Origin of the sequence: Vibrio mexicanus (assembly GCF_001012815.1) — a bacterium.
GTDB classification, from domain to species: Bacteria; Pseudomonadota; Gammaproteobacteria; order Enterobacterales; family Vibrionaceae; genus Vibrio; species Vibrio mexicanus.
The window spans coordinates 22,005-40,385 of sequence record NZ_JYJP01000027.1 but is presented as its reverse complement, the minus strand read 5'-3'; the positions used below and the strand labels follow the sequence as shown (position 1 = coordinate 40,385).

Annotated in this window: 13 protein-coding genes and 2 pseudogenes; 5 read left to right on the top strand and 10 right to left on the bottom strand. The window is 45.5% G+C overall.

Features of this window, described 5'->3' with window-relative positions:
• Window positions 1–47: 47 nt before the first annotated feature.
• The 10 genes and pseudogenes from UA76_RS05140 to UA76_RS05095 form a co-directional block, all read right to left on the bottom strand.
• A complete protein-coding gene (locus tag UA76_RS05140) occupies window positions 48–1,409 on the bottom strand; it encodes a TRAP transporter large permease (protein WP_047043743.1) in 1,362 nt (453 codons plus the stop codon).
• A complete protein-coding gene (locus tag UA76_RS05135) occupies window positions 1,410–2,078 on the bottom strand; it encodes a TRAP transporter small permease (RefSeq protein WP_047043741.1) in 669 nt (222 codons plus the stop codon).
• Window positions 2,079–2,174: 96 nt separating this feature from the next.
• Complete coding sequence (locus UA76_RS05130) at window positions 2,175–3,170, bottom strand: TRAP transporter substrate-binding protein (RefSeq protein ID WP_047043739.1); 996 nt, start codon at window positions 3,168–3,170, stop codon at window positions 2,175–2,177.
• A gap of 731 nt (window positions 3,171–3,901) precedes the next feature.
• Window positions 3,902–5,017 (bottom strand): ABC transporter ATP-binding protein, encoded by a 1,116-nt coding sequence (locus UA76_RS05125; RefSeq protein WP_047043738.1) that lies wholly within the window; start codon window positions 5,015–5,017, stop codon window positions 3,902–3,904.
• A gap of 4 nt (window positions 5,018–5,021) precedes the next feature.
• Window positions 5,022–5,878 (bottom strand): annotated as a pseudogene (locus UA76_RS05120) (carbohydrate ABC transporter permease).
• Entirely contained in the window at window positions 5,875–6,798 is a 924-nt protein-coding gene (locus UA76_RS05115) for a carbohydrate ABC transporter permease (protein ID WP_047043736.1), read from the bottom strand. Before UA76_RS05115 ends, UA76_RS05120 begins: the two are co-directional and overlap by 4 nt.
• A 173-nt stretch (window positions 6,799–6,971) precedes the next feature.
• Complete coding sequence (locus tag UA76_RS05110) at window positions 6,972–8,219, bottom strand: ABC transporter substrate-binding protein (protein ID WP_047043735.1); 1,248 nt, start codon at window positions 8,217–8,219, stop codon at window positions 6,972–6,974.
• Window positions 8,220–8,345: 126 nt separating this feature from the next.
• Window positions 8,346–9,785, bottom strand: a complete 1,440-nt coding sequence (locus UA76_RS05105) for an ATP-binding protein (RefSeq protein WP_047043732.1) — start codon at window positions 9,783–9,785, stop codon at window positions 8,346–8,348.
• A 20-nt stretch (window positions 9,786–9,805) separates the two neighbouring features.
• Window positions 9,806–10,534, bottom strand: coding sequence for a response regulator (locus UA76_RS05100; RefSeq protein WP_047043730.1), 729 nt, complete (start codon window positions 10,532–10,534; stop codon window positions 9,806–9,808).
• Between the two features lie 512 nt (window positions 10,535–11,046).
• Window positions 11,047–14,175, bottom strand: coding sequence for an HD domain-containing phosphohydrolase (locus UA76_RS05095; protein WP_162198934.1), 3,129 nt, complete (start codon window positions 14,173–14,175; stop codon window positions 11,047–11,049).
• 375 nt (window positions 14,176–14,550) lie between these two features.
• On the opposite strand from UA76_RS05095, the pseudogene UA76_RS05090 reads away from it, so the two are divergent.
• The 5 genes and pseudogenes from UA76_RS05090 (at window position 14,551) to UA76_RS05070 (ending at window position 18,240) form a co-directional block, all read left to right on the top strand.
• Window positions 14,551–15,434 (top strand): annotated as a pseudogene (locus UA76_RS05090) (6-pyruvoyl trahydropterin synthase family protein).
• Between the two features lie 174 nt (window positions 15,435–15,608).
• Entirely contained in the window at window positions 15,609–16,286 is a 678-nt protein-coding gene (locus tag UA76_RS05085) for a CDP-alcohol phosphatidyltransferase family protein (protein ID WP_047043726.1), read from the top strand.
• 5 nt (window positions 16,287–16,291) lie between these two features.
• Entirely contained in the window at window positions 16,292–17,224 is a 933-nt protein-coding gene (locus tag UA76_RS05080) for a phosphatidate cytidylyltransferase (RefSeq protein ID WP_047043724.1), read from the top strand.
• Window positions 17,225–17,234: 10 nt separating this feature from the next.
• Window positions 17,235–17,885, top strand: a complete 651-nt coding sequence (locus UA76_RS05075) for a lysophospholipid acyltransferase family protein (RefSeq protein ID WP_047043722.1) — start codon at window positions 17,235–17,237, stop codon at window positions 17,883–17,885.
• 25 nt (window positions 17,886–17,910) lie between these two features.
• Entirely contained in the window at window positions 17,911–18,240 is a 330-nt protein-coding gene (locus UA76_RS05070) for a hypothetical protein (RefSeq protein ID WP_047043720.1), read from the top strand.
• Window positions 18,241–18,381 lie beyond the last annotated feature (141 nt).

Sequence of the window (18,381 nt, the reverse complement as noted above, 5' to 3'; positions counted from 1 at the left end):
CAGAAAGCCCAGCAAATGCCGGGCTTTGTCTTTGATGGGGAATTTTTCTACTTGGTGATGATCTCTGGTCCCATGAGCAAGGTAGGTAGCCAAGTCGATACCCAAGGAACATAGGTCACGATGATTAAGAACAGGAACATGACACCCACCCATGGCAGAGCGGCTTTCACCACATTCATCATCGACATTTTGGCAACCCCAGCGGTTACGAAGAGGTTGAGCCCTACAGGTGGCGTGATCATACCGATCTCCATGTTCACCACCATCATAATACCGAGGTGAATCGGGTCGATACCCAGTGCAATCGCGATAGGGAAAACTAACGGCGCAACGATGATCAACAGACCAGAAGGTTCCATAAACTGGCCGCCAATCAATAGCAGTAAGTTCACCACAATCAAGAAAGTGATTGGCCCAAGCCCTGCCGACAACATTGACTCGGTGATCATCTGCGGGATACGCTCTTCGGTCAGCACGTGCTTAAGGATCAACGCATTCGCAATGATAAATAGCAGCATGATGGTGAGCTTACCTGCTTCATAAAGTGTGTGCTTAGTGTCTTTATGAAACAACGTTTGAAATGCTTTAATCAATGCAGGCTTACGATTCTCTTTATCCGCGAACGGCCCCATATCTTTGTATATGAAGTTCGCGATAAAGAACGAATACACAGCAGCCACGGCAGCCGCTTCCGTTGGCGTGAAAATACCGCCGTAAATACCACCTAGAATAATGACGATGAGTAGCAAACCCCAGCTTGCGTCTTTCGCAGAAGCAAATACCTCACCCCAGCCAACAAACGGTTGAGCGGGAAGGTTCTTAACGCGAGCTGCGATATAGATAGCAATCATCAACATCACACCCGCGAGCAAGCCTGGAATGACCCCACCAAGGAACATACGCCCAACCGACACATCGGTTGCCGCGGCGTAAACCACCATAACAATGGATGGTGGGATCAAAATGCCTAAAGTCCCCGCATTACAGATAACGCCAGACGCGAACTCTTTGGAGTAACCATTTCGCACCATACCTGCAATCACGATACTACCAATTGCAACCACGGTAGCCGGAGACGAGCCGGATAACGCGGCAAACATCATACACGCCACGACTGAAGCCATGGCCAATCCGCCACGGAACCAACCGACCATCGCAATCGCGAAACGGATAATTCGCTTAGCAACACCCCCGGTAGACATAAAGCTTGATGCCAGTATGAAGAATGGAATCGCCAATAAGGTGTAGTGGCCTGCAAAGGCGTTAAACAAAGTCTGCGCGACGGATGCAAGGGAGGCATCAGAATGCATCATCAAAAACAGCATGCTCGAAAGGCCGAGCGAGATGGCAATTGGCACACCAATCAGCATGAAGCCAATAACCATGATAAATAACAGCAAAATATCCATTTAGTTACGCTCCTTGTTTTGGCCTGACTTATCCATAATGTCGCCAACACCGCTTTCCACGTCGGCTTTAAGCGCTTCAAGATCTTCTTCGGCTTCGTGCCCTGCAATCATGCGATCTATCTTGCCCGTGAAAATCTGATGAGCAATTTGAGTGAATCTAAACGTCAGCAGAGCCATACCAATTGGGAGTGCCATGTAAGGGATGAAGCGGGGCATTTTCTCGTAACGCTCACCTTCATTGAGCCAGTCAGAAAGGAACTGTAGAATTTCAGGCATTGGAATATCATCGGTTTCGTACCAAGCTCTCTCGGTGACAAATGGGTACCAGTAGTTCCATGAACCAATCAGCAGCAGCACGGAAAATGCTAAACAGCTGATAACAGCAGCGATAGCGTAGGCCTTTCTGAGCTTTTCAGGTGCCATATTAATAACGACATCGACACCAATGTGGAAGTGGCGTTTTACACCGTAAGAGGCGCCCACCAGCACCATCCATGCAAACATAAACACCGTGAGTTCTAGTGCCCAAAGTATGTTGTCGTTGAAGACGTAGCGAGACACCACATTGGCAAAGGTCAATAACGTCATACCACCAAGGAAAAAGGCAATCAGCCCCTCTTCAATGGCATCCGTTACTTGACCGACCTTGGCAAGAATCGACTTTTCCATAAGTTACTTCACTTTCTATTGTTCTAGTTATCGAGGGCTGGCTACTTCTAGATGTCAGGAGCAACAAACTAAAAGCAGCCAGCTTTTGAGGGAGCGTTACTGGTTAGAAGCCAACGCAGCTTCGATGAGATCGGAACCGATATCTTTTTCGAACTGCTTCCATACAGGCTGAAGCGCAGTGACCCATTGCTGACGCTGCTCTGGAGTCAGTGATCGAACTTCACCACCGGCTTCAATGATGTTGTTCTTATTCGCAAGGTTCACTTTGGTCGACTCTGCGTTACGTGTCGCGGTCACTTCAGTGATGATGGTACTAAGCTGCTCGCGAACATCATCTGGTAGGCCTTTCCAGAAATCATTAGAAGTCACAACTAAGTAGTCCAAAATACCGTGGTTGGTTTCAGTAATACCATCTTGGACTTCGAAAAACTTCTTACCGTAGATGTTTGACCATGTGTTCTCTTGACCATCGATAACTTTGGTTTGCAGGCCGCCATACACCTCTTTGAAGGACATTTTCTGCGGGTTTGCGCCAAGCTGCTCAAACTGTGCCACCAATACATCGGAAGCCTGAACACGGAACTTCAACCCTTCTGCATCTGCTGGTGTTAACAATGGCTTGTTCGCCGACATTTGCTTCATGCCGTTATGCCAAAATGCTAGGCCTTGAAGACCACGGCGCTTCATTGCATTTTTGAGCTTCTCACCCGACTCAGAGTTTTGGAAACGATCGACAGCATCCACGTCTTCAAATAGGAACGGTAAATCGAAGATGCGGTACTTTTTCGTGAATTTTTCAAACTTTGATAGTGAAGGGGCTGCTAGCTGAACATCACCATTCAGCAGTGCTTCCAGAACCTTGTTGTCATCGTACAACGTCGAGTTTGGAAACACCTGCATACAAGCCGTTCCATTCATCTCTGTGTTTACACGCTCTTCAAGCAGCGAAGCGGCAATGCCTTTAGGGTGTTTATCTGTGTTAGTCACGTGACTAAACTTGATAACAATCTCACCAGGATCACAGTTAGCGGCAGCATTGAAACTCATTAGTGCAAGCGTTGAGACAGACAGTAGGGTAAGTGGCTTAAACATTATTATTCTCCTTGTTAAACAAAGCAGCCCCATCAATGGAGACTGATGCTTATCTAGAGCAAGGAGCAGACCAACTCTGAAAACTAAAATAACTCATTGATTTTTAGTTACTTTACATTAACTCACTAAAACCAACGTTCTACAGGCGAAAAAAATGGGTCATTAATGACCCATTACTTAAACTCGAATTGGCGGAATACCACCCAAAAATAAATACACCGCTGTTAATAATGTCTTAAACACGTTAGAAAAAGGCTGAAGCTGTGAAGGAGGAACAGCTCCAACCCTCTTCTAATCGTCTTTTGCCGAGCCGACTTAGCTCGTAATCAAGCGAAACTGCGCACTTCTCCGTTCTCAAAAGTCTAGAGTTGCTGTCCCTAATAACTATTCCCTAATAACACCAAGTAAGCGCAACGCTACTAATAGGTTTAGCTCTTATTATTAGATTTATCATTAGGACTTTTTTGCCCTTTTTAAAAAAAGAGCGAAAAATTGGTAAAATATCACCTTGTGAGATGCCTTAAATGTGCCGCAAGGTGATAAGCGCTACCGTATGAAAGAACAAGGTAATTAAGAATAAGGGAAAGCGCACCTTGGTTGGCTTGCGTTCCATGAGCCAACATCGCCTCCCCCGAGAGCGTCAGCGCCTACTTAAGATATGTTCCCTACGAGCATAAATGAGGCGCTGCAATGAGATGCGCTTTCAACTTTGTATATAGGGTCAATTAACCCTAGTGAATCTCCATTCGTTGCTCAGTTTGGGCATCAAAGAACACGGCTTTGGATAGATCGAAATGAAGTGAAGCCGTATCCCCCACCGACACTTCATATTCTGGCGACAATCGGCAAGCCACCTCTTGATCGTTCACTTTGATCATCGCAATCGTGTCAGGGCCAGTGGGTTCTAATACCTCTAGCTTCATATCGAGCTGAGTGCTAGCCGATTGATCTTCACTTGGCGTTTCACTGATATGCTCTGGTCTTAAGCCAATCACAATTCGTTTGCCATCTTGCGAACGCATCGTATCCGGCAGCTTAATGTGATGCTCTTGGTTATTGCTGCCCGTCACTTTAATCACAGGCTTTTCATTGGCATCCAGGTCCACCATAGTTTCGATAAAGTTCATCGATGGTGAGCCCATGAATCCGGCTACAAACATATTGTTCGGCTTGCTGTAGATCTCTTGGGGCGTGCCTAACTGCTGCAAAATACCGTCTTTCATCACTGCGATTCGATCTGCCAATGTCATCGCTTCAATTTGATCGTGCGTTACATAGACAATGGTGGTGTTCAATTTCTGATGAAGCCGTTTAATTTGGTGCCTCATCTCGACACGAAGCTTGGCATCAAGGTTAGACAGAGGCTCATCGAACAGATACAACTTCGGCCTGCGTGCTAATGCGCGCCCCATCGCAACACGTTGGCGCTGACCACCAGAAAGCTGTGAAGGCTTACGATCAAGCAGATGGTCAATCTGCAGCATTTCAGCAACGCGATTTACTTCAGCATCAATCTGATCATCGGGCATTTTGCGGATCTTCAAACCAAACGCGATATTGCCTCGCACCGTCATGTTTGGGTATAGCGCGTAAGATTGGAACACCATCGCGATATCACGATCTTTTGGCTCAACCGCGGCGACATCGCGCCCATCAATCACAATCTCACCAGAACTGATGTTTTCTAGCCCCGCGATGGTATTCATCAGGGTCGATTTACCGCAACCTGAAGGGCCAACGAGAATCAGGAACTCCCCTGAATCAATGCTGATATCAATCCCTTTCAACGTTTCTTGATCCGCTTTCGGGTAGGTTTTTCGGATCTGTTTTAATTCTAAAGTGGCCATGTGGTTATCCTTTTACCGAACCTGCGGTCAATCCGCGTACAAAATATTTTCCTGCAAGAACGTAAACCAACAAGGTTGGTAACGCTGCGATAATGGCTGCTGCCATGTCGACGTTATACTCTTTCACACCGGTACTGGTGTTGACTAAGTTATTGAGTGCCACGGTGATAGCTGAGTTTCTGAGCCCGAATACACCACGCCAAAGAGGAAGTCGTTCCAGATTGCCGTGAACTGCCAAATCACAGTCACCATGATGATAGGGGTTGAAAGCGGCAGTAAGATTTTAAAGAAAATGGTAAAGAAACCTGCGCCATCCAGTTTTGCCGCTTTAACCAGCTCATCGGGTACGCTGATATAGAAGTTACGGAAGAATAGAGTGGTAAACGCCATACCATAGATTACGTGCACTATCACAAGACCAGTGGTGGTATTCGCCAATCCTAACTTCCCAAGCACAGCTGCCATCGGTAATAAAACGACTTGAAACGGAATGAAACAACCAAACAACAAAGCGCTGAAGAAGAAGTTCGACCCGCGGAACTGCCACTTGGTCACAACGTAACCATTAAAGGCACCCAGTAACGTTGAAATTGCTACGGCAGGAATCACCATCTGGAATGAGTTCCAGAAATAACCTTTTACCCCTTCACATTTCACACCAGTACAGGCGCTATCCCATGCCTTGTACCATGCATCAAACACCCATTCCTTTGGCAAGCTCATTAAATTACCCGCTTTGATGTCAGGCAGCGTTTTGAATGAAGTCAGTACCATGACAAACAGTGGCATCAGATAAACAAGGCAGAAGAATACCAACCCTGCATAGATGAACATGCGAGAAAAATTCATTGTACTGCTCATGACTTTTTCTCCCTAAGTTCTGAGTAAAGATACGGCACTAAAATCGCCAGGATCCCAGCTAGCATCATCATGGCACTGGCGGCACCTAGGCCAATTTGGCCACGGGTAAACGAATGCGCATACATAAATAGTGCAGGCAAATCTGAAGAGTAACCTGGGCCACCCGCCGTCATGGCAGTCACCAAATCAAAGCTCTTAATCGCGATATGAGAGGTGATGATCACCGCACTGAAAAATACCGGTCTTAAGCACGGCAGAATTATTCTTAGATAGATGCTTGGTAGACTTGCACCGTCAATTTGCGCAGCTTTGATAATAGATGAGTCGATGCCTCGTAGCCCCGCTAGGAACATTGCCATCACAAAGCCGGATGATTGCCAAACTGCCGCGATCACAAGGGTATAAACCGACATCTCTGAGTTGACCAACCAGTCAAACTTGAAGCTGGTAAAACCCCAATCATGCATCAGCTTTTCAATGCCTAGACCTGGGTTGAGGATCCATTTCCAAGCCGTACCTGTAACAATGAAGGAAAGGGCCATCGGGTAGAGATAAATGGTACGAATTGCGCCTTCTTGGCGAATATTTTGATCAAGCAAAATCGCCAAACCTACACCAAGCACAATCGCGACAAGCATAAACAAGCCGCCAAACAGGCCTAGGTTAGTAATTGAAGTAATCCAACGGTCGTTCTCCATCAACTTTTCATACTGAGCCCAGCCGACAAACTTAAAACTAGGTAGGAAACGAGAGTTGGTCATCGATAGCGCAGCTGTCCAGAAGATGTATCCATAAATGCAAACAACGGTCATTAACATCGTTGGTGCAAGAACAATCTTTGGTAGCCAGTTCTGTAGCCTATCGGCGAAGCTAGGCTTGGCGGATGGCTTAGTCGTTGAGCGAGACAAAACGTGCTCCATAACAAATCCTTGTTGTTAGGGTGAGTTAACCATTCGAGGTCAACACACCCCACTAATACTTTGCACACTCACCCCTTGCGCGTAGCAATAGAGAGAGATTTAACAAACAAGAGATAGTGGAAGTAGGTAGCGATATGTTGACAACACGCCACTACCTACTTGTTTGATGAGGCTTAGATAGCCGCTTTTACTGCTTTAGCCAGTTTCGATGCGGCTTCTTTCGGGTCGGCATTTGCGTCATTGAAGAAGTTGGTCACAACATCGTAGATCGCGCCTTGAGCGTAGCTGGTTGTTGATAAGCCATGAGCCATACTCGGAACCAGATCACCTGTCTCAGCACTTGCTTTGAAGGTGCTCATTGAGTCCAATGCACATTGGTCAAACTTGCTCATGTCCATATCTAAGCGAACTGGGATAGAACCTTTATTCAAGTTAAACACTTCTTGGAAGTCTTTGGTCAGGATGGTGCGTGCAAGATCTTGCTGCGCTTGTTGGTTGGCAGAATCACCTAGCTCGAAGAAAGCAAAACTGTCGATGTTGAAGGTGAACTGACCATTGGTGCCCGGTGCTGGTGCACAGATGTAATCTTTACCTGGGACTTTGCCCGCTGCGGTAAATTCACCTTTCGCCCAGTCACCCATGATTTGCATCGCCGCTTCACCATTAATAACCATTGATGTGGCTACGTTCCAGTCACGGCCTGGTGAGTTAGCATCAATGTAGTCATGCATTTTCTGGAACTTAGTGAACACTTCCACCATTTTATCGCCAGACAGAACGTCCATATCTAGGTCAACAAACGCCTTGTTGTAGTCTTCGCTACCCAATACGTCCAGCGCAACCGCTTCAAACACAGTAGCGTCTTGCCACGGCTGACCACCATGAGCGAGAGGAATGTAGCCCGCCGCTTTAATCTTATCGGCAGCAGCGAAAAATTCATCCAACGTGGTCGGTACTTCAACGCCTGACTTTTTGAAGACTTCTGGGTTAGCCCATAGCCAGTTTACACGGTGAACGTTAACCGGTACCGCAACATATTCGTCTTCCCACTTCATGACTTTAGTCACGACAGAAGGCAGAATATCATCCCATTGCTCTTGCTTCGCCGTATTGTCTAGCGTCGTTAGGAAGCCTAATCCGCCCCACTCTTGAATATCGTGACCTTTAATCTGTGCGGCAGAAGGAGGATTGCCCGACACTGCACGAGTCTTAAGTACCGTCATCGCACTCTCACCGCCGCCACCAGCAACCGCAAAGTCTTTCCAGCTGTGGCCTTGCTGCTCTAGCATGTCTTTTAGAACAGCGGCAGATTTCGCTTCACCACCAGCAGTCCACCAGTGAAGCACTTCTACTTCCCCCGCTTGAGACAGCGAAGCAGCAGATAGAAGGGATAAAGTCAGTAGGGTTTTGTTGATTTTCATTGTAATTATCTTCCATGTATTGGATTAGACCATAGTGAGCAAATTGCTCTTGTCACTACTGAGTCTATCCATTGAGATAATTTTGACCGAAACAAAGAGTAACAACAATGTAACATATCAGTTACATTACACTTCTAAACCTGTAGGAATAAGGATCTTAGCTTCTAAGCCTCCTACTTCACGGTTACGAATAATGAGATCTCCACCATGCCCATGAAGGATATTTCGGCTGATTCCTAATCCTAAACCGTGGCCTTCATCGTCATTGGCCAGCCGATAATACGGTTCGAAAACCGCATCTAGTTGACTCTCTTCAATACCCGGCCCCTCATCAGTCACCACGATGGTTATCCAATCATCGTCAAAGTCCATTGCAATGTTGGCTCGATTTCCATACTTAACAGCGTTATCGACAACGTTGGTCAACACGCGCTTGATGGCCAAAGGTTTTGCGACGATAGGCTCAAGCGCTGCCGGTTGAAACAAGACATTTTGCGTTTTTCGGTTGTGATACTCAATCACTGAAAAGATCATCTCATTGAGGTCGATAATCGCATTGTTTTCATGAAGATCCGTATCTCGAACACACTGCAAAGCGCCTTTAACCATCATTTCTAGCTCATCTAAATCGCGATTAAATTTTTCACGCTTCACATCACTTTCAAGCAGCTCCGCTCTCAATCTCAAACGGGTAATCGGCGTTTTCAAATCATGTGAAATAGCCGAGAAAAGATGCTCTCGGTCGGCAACATAACGCCTGATTCGTTGCTGCATTCGGTTAAATGCTCTTGTTGCGGTCACAAGCTCACTCGCCCCTTCTTCTTGAATCGGCTGTTGTTCGACATCCATACTCATCTCATTGGCAGCTCTTGCGAGTCGTTTCAGCGGTTTAACCTGCCGACGAATCATTAAATAAGTCAGGGTCAACAAAATGAATGTCGATATGACCAAAAACAGCACCTGTTCTCGCCCTATAATCGTGTCGTCTAGCGTGACATAAGGGGCGGGAAGCAGTGCGGCAATGTAAACCCACTCATGATTAGAAAGCTCAATTTGCACCACCAGAATGGGCGGATTAATCGGTGCTAAGGTCAACGTATGGTGGGCCCAAGATTTAGGTAAGTCGTGCAAGTAAATATCATTTTTAAGTAAACGTAGATTATCAGGGTGCGAGAAATCTACGGATATTGAGGCCACTTTGTTGAGCTTACTGTCCAACACACTTTCGATGGCTTCAATCGATGCCAGCTTCAGTGGGGTATCAGGGATAGGCTCGACTTGGAGTTTCTCTCGGTTAAATGAAACGAAAAAGCGCGTGCCGCCCATATTACGAATTTGGTCCAACACGATATGGCGATAACGCACGGGTAGAGACTGAAAAAAAGTCACGGTTGAGGCGAACATATTGGCCATGCTCGATGAGGCCGATTGGATCCCTTCCAACTCTTTTTGCTTTGATTCACTGTACCAAATCGCGGTAGCGATACCTTGCGCACAGACGACAGCAAGTAAGGTCAGCCAAAGAGTGCGAGCAACTAAAGAGTTCGGTCGAAGTCGTTTTAGCATAGGCTAGCTTTCACCCTAGTCTAACTTTCATAAGTTACAGGCACTGCCAAGACGTAACCATTGCCGCGCATGGTTTTAATGTAGTGAGGAAAACGCGCACTGTCTCCCAACCGCTGACGCAGGCGGCTTAGCTGAACATCGATGCCTCTTTCAAAAGGGAGCGCTTCACGGCCACGGGTCTCCATAGAAATGGTGTCGCGATCAAGCACTTGATTTGGCCGATTTAAAAACAGCATCAGCAAAGTAAAATCACTGCCCGAAAGATCATGCTGTGCGCCTGTTTCTCGGTTAAGAATACTGTGCGCGAGCGTATCGAGCTGCCAATCGCCAAAGAGAATCTGTTTAGGTAGTGTGTTCGCTGATGCTTCGTCGTTAGATTGAACACGACGTAGGACGGCTTTAATGCGAGCCATGAGCTGGCGTGGGCTAAACGGTTTAGCGATATAATCGTCAGCACCAATTTCTAAGCCGATAATCTGATCCGTTTCATCTGAGACCGCAGTAAGCATAATGATCGGAACATTCGATGTTTTTCGGATTTGCTGGCAAACAGTGAAACCATCATCTCCGGGCATCATAACATCCAAAAGAATGAGGTCCGGAGTCCCTTTCATTTCTAGATGTTGATGCAAGTGAGCACCATCTTCGACACTGTCGACTTCAAATCCTGCTTTCGATAAATACTCCTCAAGAAGCTCTCGAATTTCCTCATCATCATCGACAACCAAAATGCGATTACCCAGCTGCATCACCCTTCCACACCACAAACTATTAACAATTAATTAAAGTTTAGTGTAAAGAACTTGAGATTTGTTGGTTATTGATAATTTTGTGAAATTTGAATCATGAATGCATGAAGTTCACAAAATTACTGCTAGCAAATCAAATTTCGATGTAAGGCGTAAAAAGACGTAGGAAGTAGTGGTGAAATAGAGAATAGAGGCAATGAAAAGCGTTCTTGGGCCTGGGGCACGCCTATCTAATTCGAATCAAACAAGATAGGACTCCCCAGCTTTTAACCCTTAAATTACAGCGATAACTGCAACGACGACAAGGAAAGAAAAAAGGCAGGTACGGCTGATAACGCCGAGTTGGGTAGGTTGGATCATTTCTTGATGCTGCATAGGCGAATCTCACTTTTATTACAATGTAATTACAATATGATGAATTTCGACTGAGATCTCAATGCATATAAAGATTAAATTTTTATGACAGTCGGGCAAAAAAGTACAATTATTCTTATCTGCCCGACATTTTGCTTCTAGGCTATCGTTTCTTTAGCTTTACTCCGATTTAAGTATGGCTCGATATCCACATCGACCGCCTGACCTTCTGGTAGATAGAGTTCCGCATACTTCTTGTGGATGCCACTTTCTAAGAACAACTCAAACAAATCTCGGTCTAGGTGGTTGTCTTCCACCATCTTACTCATGATATCAATCGCCACATTCATCGGTTTCGCATTTTTATATGGACGATCAGACGCGGTTAGCGCTTCAAAGATGTCTGCAATCGCCAATATTCTCTCAGGAACAGACAGCTCATGTGCCGACAGTTTTCTCGGGTAGCCGCGTCCATCTAAGGTTTCATGGTGAGTGGAAGCATAGCGTGGTACGCGCTTTAGTTCTTCAGGGAACGGCAAGTTCTCCAGCATTTTAATTGTACTAATGACATGTTCATTGATCTTAAAACGATCCTCGGCTGTGAGCGTTCCTCGTTCAATGGTTAGGTTATATACCTCACCAAGGTTATAGAGTGACTTAGGTACATCCATTTTTATACCAAAACGTTCATCCAACGCGTAAGGGCGCTCTCTTTCAATCACGTGCTCTGGTTTGTCGCTTAAGAGTTTCTCAACCGTTGGCAATGCGGTTTTCGTCGGGCGGCTTCGCCTTGTTTCCAACGGCGATAATCCAAGTTTGTCGTCAAAATTTCTCACCCAAGTTCGGTTGGCGATGTCGCGAATCTGTTGTTTCTTATCATCGCTCATATATTCATTGCCGACGTTAGCTGTCGCTACCGCTGTGAACTCTTGCTGCAATTGTTCACGTTTGGTGGCGAGCTCGGTTTCAAACTGGCTGCGCTCGTCGGGGTTTTCAAGTGTTTTCCTCAAACACTCAATTTCCGCATCGCGCCACAGCACTTCAAAGCGGGTGCGAATCTCGTGAATTCGGTTGTAATTGGCTTCTAACTTACTGCCTTTATCGACAATATGTTCTGGCGTAGTGATCTTCCCGCAATCGTGCAACCACGCAGCAATCTCAAACTCACGTTTCTCCTCTTTATTCGCAAATGAGAAACCCGCCAACGGTCCTTCTTTCATGTTGTGAGCGGCATCTGCCAACATAAAGCCCACTTCTGGCACTCGGTTACAGTGTCCTGCAGTATAAGGAGACTTGTCATCGATCGCCTGTGCGATCAGTTTGATAAACGCATCCAGCAGTTCTTGCTGACTTTTCTCGTGCTTAGCCAATGAGGCGGCCATATCTTCCACTGCATTGGATAGCTGAGAAATCTCCAAAACCCGTGATGGCACACTGTGAATTTCACCATATCGACGAGTTTTGATTTTTTCGGTCTCTTTCTCAAGCAAAAGGATAGGTTTGACAATTGGCGAGCCTAACCACCAAGCGATTGGCAATAACAGTAATATTAGGATAGTGGTCGCAGCTAAAGACAGCACCACTTTGTTTAGCGCTTCTTTAAACACTAAAGATTGGGGAATAACGACACCAAAATACTCGTTTTCATTAAGCTGAGAGACATAAAAATAGTGCTTCTCTCCACTACTCTCTCCTTCAACCAAGCCCCCTTGTAGCTCTCGCTGAGAGGAGATATCCAGTAATTGTTCATAGGGAATGGTCGAGTATTGCGTGGCAGAAGAGTCATTAGAGAAATAATCGAACCATTTGTTGTTAATACTCACACGCACATCATTGGGTATTGACGCGATCGCTCTATTAATCAACGGTATTAGAGTCGCAAACTCTGGTTGAACCATAAGATGAAACTGTGGAGTCATAGTGCGATCGTAAATTTCCACATCACTATGCAGCACAAGACCTTGTACAAAGAATCGTTCTAAGGTGTGTTTTAAGATCAGTGTTGAATCGATTCCCGCGTCAACCTCTCCGTTAACCACCGCCTCAACCACTTCTTGCGGCGTCGAGAATATTGTGATCGTCATAGATGGAAAACGCTCTCTTAGCGACTGAGTAATTTCCCATCCTTCCAATATTCCAACTCTGGCCGATTGCAACTGCTCTACATTGGTAATCGACTCCCCATTGTCCTTTGTCACCACACCAAAAGGGAGTTCATAAAGGGGCTGGCTAAACTTGGCTATTTGCGCTCTTGGATCGGAATACAATACCGAATGAAGCACATCAATTTGGCGGCGTTCAAACTGCTGGGTTAGCTCCGACCAAGTCAGTCCATTGATGTACTCGAACCTAAGTCCGGTTTGCGCACTGATCGCATCGAGAATATCGATTGCTAATCCTTTTGGCTCTCCAGATACCGCATAGTCTATTGGTGCCCATTGCATTTGGTTTGATACTTTCAGCACCGGCATAGTTTCTACGAGCTTTGCCTCGTAAGGACTCAAAGTCATCGGCTCTAACTTTATGGTTTTGACAGCTTCTGCACTTTCATGGTTGGACGCGATGACGTTGCCGTTAGAGCTGAAAATGAAGGCTTGTTTCCCCGTTTCCCCAGCGACACCCAAGGAAGATTCGGTCAAATAATGAGAAATGGAATCAATCACCACGTCTACACCAAGAATGGCGTTAGAGTTAGGGATCTGGATAGAATATGTTTGCCCAGTAAGTTTTAGGTGCTGGAAGAGATACGGCTCTGTTTTATATGGCTGTTGAGAGCCTGCATCTTCATACCACGGGCGCTGCGAAGGGAAATAGCTACTGCTCACCGTCTCTACTCTCTGACCATTGTGGTCATAGTCAAGGAAGGTGGTCTCTTTAACTCGGCCATTCTCGCCATTGAACACTTTGTTCAGCACCCATCGCTCGCCAATATGAGCATCGGTCTTATCACGTACTTTGGGGTCGGAATCTAAGTTGATTAGTTGGAAAAAATAGTCGTCACCCACGGCATAATAGAGGCTGTAAATATGCGGGTGTGTCTCCATCGTCTCTGTAAAGAGATCAATCAAGGCTCGTTCGTTCTCTAGCCCGCGGTATCGCTCCGTTGACCCTATCTTCGCGAGCAGTTTTGTAACTGACAACGAGTCGGCATCAGAACCTTGAATTCGAGCGCCAATTGAGCGCGATAGGTCAGAATAAGAGCTAAGGGCATGTTCGGTAGCAAGCTGCCTGCCGAACGAGTATTGAAACCCGATGGCAATCGTTGAAGTTAGCACTATTGCAAACACGAATAGACTTGCAATGGTAAATCTTATGGTTATTTTTCTATTAGTTTTTGTATTCACTGACGTTATCTCATTCCTTGAGAGATGAAATAAATATATCACGCCGTAAAAATATCGCCCTGATTTGCAATGATATTCATATGAATTTTTGACCTCATTCTGCATCGAAGTGTCACTCAATGAACCCACCCAAACAGGGGTTACAATGTAAGCCAATGATATTTATGAGCAATTGCTTTTAACATCAAGATGAACTGAGTAACGTGTGTCTGAGTAATCCTCTTACAAGTTTTAATCCAATGAGCCAATGAATGTTGCGGTGGTTCAGGTATAATGAATATTGACTAAAACGACTATCAATATCATTAAGGTTTTATTTTGAATCTATTTGTCAAAGCGCTTACTGTCATTGACTCTTCATACCTTTGCGACAAACGCGGTATGGTTGGTGAAAGTTGGATTTTGGACGTTACCCTATCAGGCCAACTCAATGAAATGAGCATGGTGCTTGATTTTGGTAAGGTAAAATCGCAAATCAAGCGCCTTGTTGATCAATACGTTGATCATCGCTTGCTTATACCTAGCCGCAGCTCTTTAATCAAAACGAGTCAGACAAAAGCGGGTTACCGCACCGTTGATCTTCTTCGTGAGGACAAAAGCATTCACCTGCATTGCCCTGATGAGTCTTTTTGCTTCGTAGATACCGATGCCATCACTATTGAAAGTGTCACAGAGCATGTCCTTCAACTTCTCAAAGGTAACCTGCCAAGCAACGTAGAGGGCATTGAAGTCACTCTGCGAACAGAGAACATCGAAGGTGCCTACTATCATTACTCACATGGCTTAAAGAAACACGACGGAAACTGTCAGCGAATTGCACACGGCCACCGCTCTCCGATCGAACTCATTGTCGACGGCCAAAGAGACACAGCTCGTGAAGCAGAGTTTGCTAAACGCTGGGAAGACATCTATTTGGGTTCAGATGAAGACAAAGTGGATTTAAATACACTTTCTTTAAGCGAACATGCGAATGTCGTTAACGACGACACGCACCATGGATTTCGTTACACCGCCCCTCAAGGGGAGTTCGAGTTGGCGATTGCGAAATCTGAGACAGAAATGCTGCAAACTGACACGACCGTCGAGCTCCTTGCATGGCATATTGCAAGGTGGTTCGCGAAAGCCTATCTGAAGAGCAGTCACTCAAAGTAATCGCCTATGAAGGGGTAGGAAAAGGCGCAACCGCTTTCCATAATTGCTAACCTTCGACTCTCATAATTTGGTGTTAAACCCATAAAGCCTGATAACTTACTATAGTATCAGGCTTTATTTTTGCGATCAGATTGTCATTAAGCTTTTCTTACTCACGATCCAACTACTTGTGCTTTAAGCTAACGAGTATAGTGTGACAAATCACTTTTTGAGCACAAATCGTTATGAATCATAAAGATGAATCAAATCGTCGCCCGCTAGCCACGCGAAACTTGTCTGTTATGAAGCGCATTGCGAAATGGTTATCTAACCGCAATGTCACCCCCAACCAAATTTCACTTGCGAGTATCGCATTTGCCAGTGTTGGTTTTTTTTCGGGCGTCAGTTATTCCTATTATCCTTCATGGGTATGGTTGCTGCTCTTCTTGTTAGCCATTCAGATGCGCTTGCTGTGCAATCTTTTCGATGGGATGGTGGCAATTGAAGGGAGTAAAAAGACACCAGCTGGCGAACTGTTCAATGACGTTCCTGATCGAATTGCTGATCCTTTATTAATCGTTGGCGCAGGTTTTATCGGCGCTTCATCAGTGGCTTTGGAGTTGGCTTGGGTGGCAGCAATTTTCGCGGTACTAACAGCTTATGTACGTGTGCTTGGCGTCAGCATGGGATGCGATGCTGATTTCCAAGGGCCAATGGCCAAACAACACCGAATGGCGCTCCTTACTTTAACCAGCATCGCTTTACTCGTTAGCCAGTTTTTTTCTATTTGGCCTCAATACTCTCCGTATTTAATGGACGCCTCTCTTTCCATTATGATCTTGGGTAGCTTGCTTACCACTTGGAAACGGCTACGAACAATCTACCTTGCTAAACAGTCAACACCTACCCAACCAGCCGAGTAATCCTAATGTTGAGCATCCCTATTCATTCTTTACACATCATGGCCATCATTTTATCTTTGCTGGTTATTGGTACCCTTTGTTATCTAGTCATATCGAGAAGGCATCCCGATAAGGATCACACTGAGCTTAAGCTTCGCATTCGCTCATGGTGGTGGATGATAGGGATTGTTTTCGTAGTCTTATATCTGCCTCAGAACTATTCACTACTCTTTTTCGGTTTCTTGAGTTTCATGGCACTCAAAGAATTTCTTTCTATTGTTCCTACAAGAATGGCAGACAGACGAGTGATCTTTTGGGCATATCTGTCCATACCTTTTCACTACTACTGGCTGGCGATCGGTTGGTATGGCATGTACATCATTTTCATACCTGTTTATATGTTCCTTTACCTTCCTATGGTCGCAGTATTAATAGGTGACACCAAAGGGTTTATTCGTTCTGCTGGCACTATCCATTGGGCGTTGATGCTGACTGTCTTCTGCTTAAGTCACATGGCCTACTTACTCGTGTTACCTAGCCTAAACCCTGATGCCGGTTCCATGGGTATGCTGCTATTTTTATTGGTTTTCACTCAGTTCAATGACGTTTGCCAATATGTATGGGGCAAGACATTTGGAAAACATAAAATTGTTCCCAAGGTCAGTCCAAACAAAACTTGGGAAGGTTTTTTAGGTGGCGCTGCGACAGTCATTATCGCAAGTTACTTCGCTTCACCCTACCTAACACCGCTCTCTTCATACGAGGGAGTTGTAGCCGGTGCTATCATCGCGTTTAGTGGGTTCATCGGCGATCTGGTGATATCTTCAGTTAAGAGAGATCTGAAGTTAAAAGACACAAGCCAGTTAATACCTGGCCATGGTGGGCTCTTAGACCGAATAGACAGTCTAATGTTTACCGCGCCACTCTTCTTCCACTACATCTACTATCTATATTACTAGGCTCCTGTCGATGAAGTTATTCAAATACGTCTTCGTTTTATTACTGGTTAAGCCCTTAGTGTTTGTCGCGCTTGGGCTCAATATTATTCAGCGGCAAAACCTACCAGAAAAAGGCCCTGTCGTTATCGCCGCCAATCACAACAGTCATTTAGATACCTTGGTTCTATTGGCGCTCTTTCCCATCAGCATTATTCATAAGATTCGGCCAGTAGCTGCTGCCGATTATTTCTTAAAAACAAAATTGACCGCTTGGCTATCACTCAACGTCTTGGGCATTATTCCAATCCAACGCTCCCCATCAAAATCAGAAAGAAATGCCATGTTCGATGAGTGCCATCAAGCACTAAAAGATGGTGATATTTTGCTGATCTTCCCTGAAGGCAGCCGAGGTAGCCCAGAGGTAATGAGCGGATTAAAGAAAGGGATTTATCATTTAGTAAGAAAGCATCCCAATTGCCCAGTTGTCCCTGTAGTAATGCGTGGGCTTGGGCGCTCACTACCAAAAGGAACCGCCATGTTTGTGCCATTTAACTGCGATGTTGTAATTGGAGAAAAGCTCGATGACTTTAAGGACTCCGACGACCTTATTGAGAAGATGCAATGCGAATATGACATGCTTGCAGAAAAGTGCATTGTTACGAGCTTCGACGAAGAAGGCTAAGCACTAACTCTAGTAGAGGATCTCTATGAAAGAGCTGACACTCGCCAATGAACCCTACATCAGTAACGTAACCCTGCCCAGCGGCGACACTGCAGCTTGGTTTTATAACCCCGATACGACGCTAATCGCCCGATTTGCTACCAAAGTAGTGTTCCTTTCTGACCAAGGAAATGAAGAGTACACCTATATTTTGCTTCTGCCGGAAAATCACATCGACGAAGCTTCGAAAACGAAGGCATGGTCCATCGCTGAAGACTTAGGCTCGGTAAGCAATCAGACACTCTCACCCCACTATTCGGGCAACATCTACTCTATCGAGGAATGTGAGATCAGAAGTTTAAAAGTTAGGGGTTGATAAAAGAATAAGCTAACGCTGAAGGGTCATAACAAGGGACGAGAAATTTCTTTTGCTCACAAACGACGAAAGCCTGATAACAAAGTTATCAGGCTTTCTGAATAAATGGCACGCCCTGAAGGTATCTCTTTTTGATTTTAA

What these genes read in the sequence shown, in the direction of transcription:
- UA76_RS05135 (WP_047043741.1), bottom strand. Translation starts at nt 2,078, where the DNA reads ATGGAAAAGTCGATTCTTGCCAAGGTCGGTCAAGTAACGGATGCCATT.
- UA76_RS05140 (WP_047043743.1), bottom strand. Translation starts at nt 1,409, where the DNA reads ATGGATATTTTGCTGTTATTTATCATGGTTATTGGCTTCATGCTGATT.
- UA76_RS05110 (WP_047043735.1), bottom strand. Translation starts at nt 8,219, where the DNA reads ATGAAAATCAACAAAACCCTACTGACTTTATCCCTTCTATCTGCTGCT.
- UA76_RS05080 (WP_047043724.1), top strand. Translation starts at nt 16,292, where the DNA reads ATGTTGAGCATCCCTATTCATTCTTTACACATCATGGCCATCATTTTA.
- UA76_RS05130 (WP_047043739.1), bottom strand. Translation starts at nt 3,170, where the DNA reads ATGTTTAAGCCACTTACCCTACTGTCTGTCTCAACGCTTGCACTAATG.
- UA76_RS05115 (WP_047043736.1), bottom strand. Translation starts at nt 6,798, where the DNA reads ATGGAGCACGTTTTGTCTCGCTCAACGACTAAGCCATCCGCCAAGCCT.
- UA76_RS05105 (WP_047043732.1), bottom strand. Translation starts at nt 9,785, where the DNA reads ATGCTAAAACGACTTCGACCGAACTCTTTAGTTGCTCGCACTCTTTGG.
- UA76_RS05075 (WP_047043722.1), top strand. Translation starts at nt 17,235, where the DNA reads ATGAAGTTATTCAAATACGTCTTCGTTTTATTACTGGTTAAGCCCTTA.
- UA76_RS05100 (WP_047043730.1), bottom strand. Translation starts at nt 10,534, where the DNA reads ATGCAGCTGGGTAATCGCATTTTGGTTGTCGATGATGATGAGGAAATT.
- UA76_RS05070 (WP_047043720.1), top strand. Translation starts at nt 17,911, where the DNA reads ATGAAAGAGCTGACACTCGCCAATGAACCCTACATCAGTAACGTAACC.
- UA76_RS05125 (WP_047043738.1), bottom strand. Translation starts at nt 5,017, where the DNA reads ATGGCCACTTTAGAATTAAAACAGATCCGAAAAACCTACCCGAAAGCG.
- UA76_RS05085 (WP_047043726.1), top strand. Translation starts at nt 15,609, where the DNA reads ATGAATCATAAAGATGAATCAAATCGTCGCCCGCTAGCCACGCGAAAC.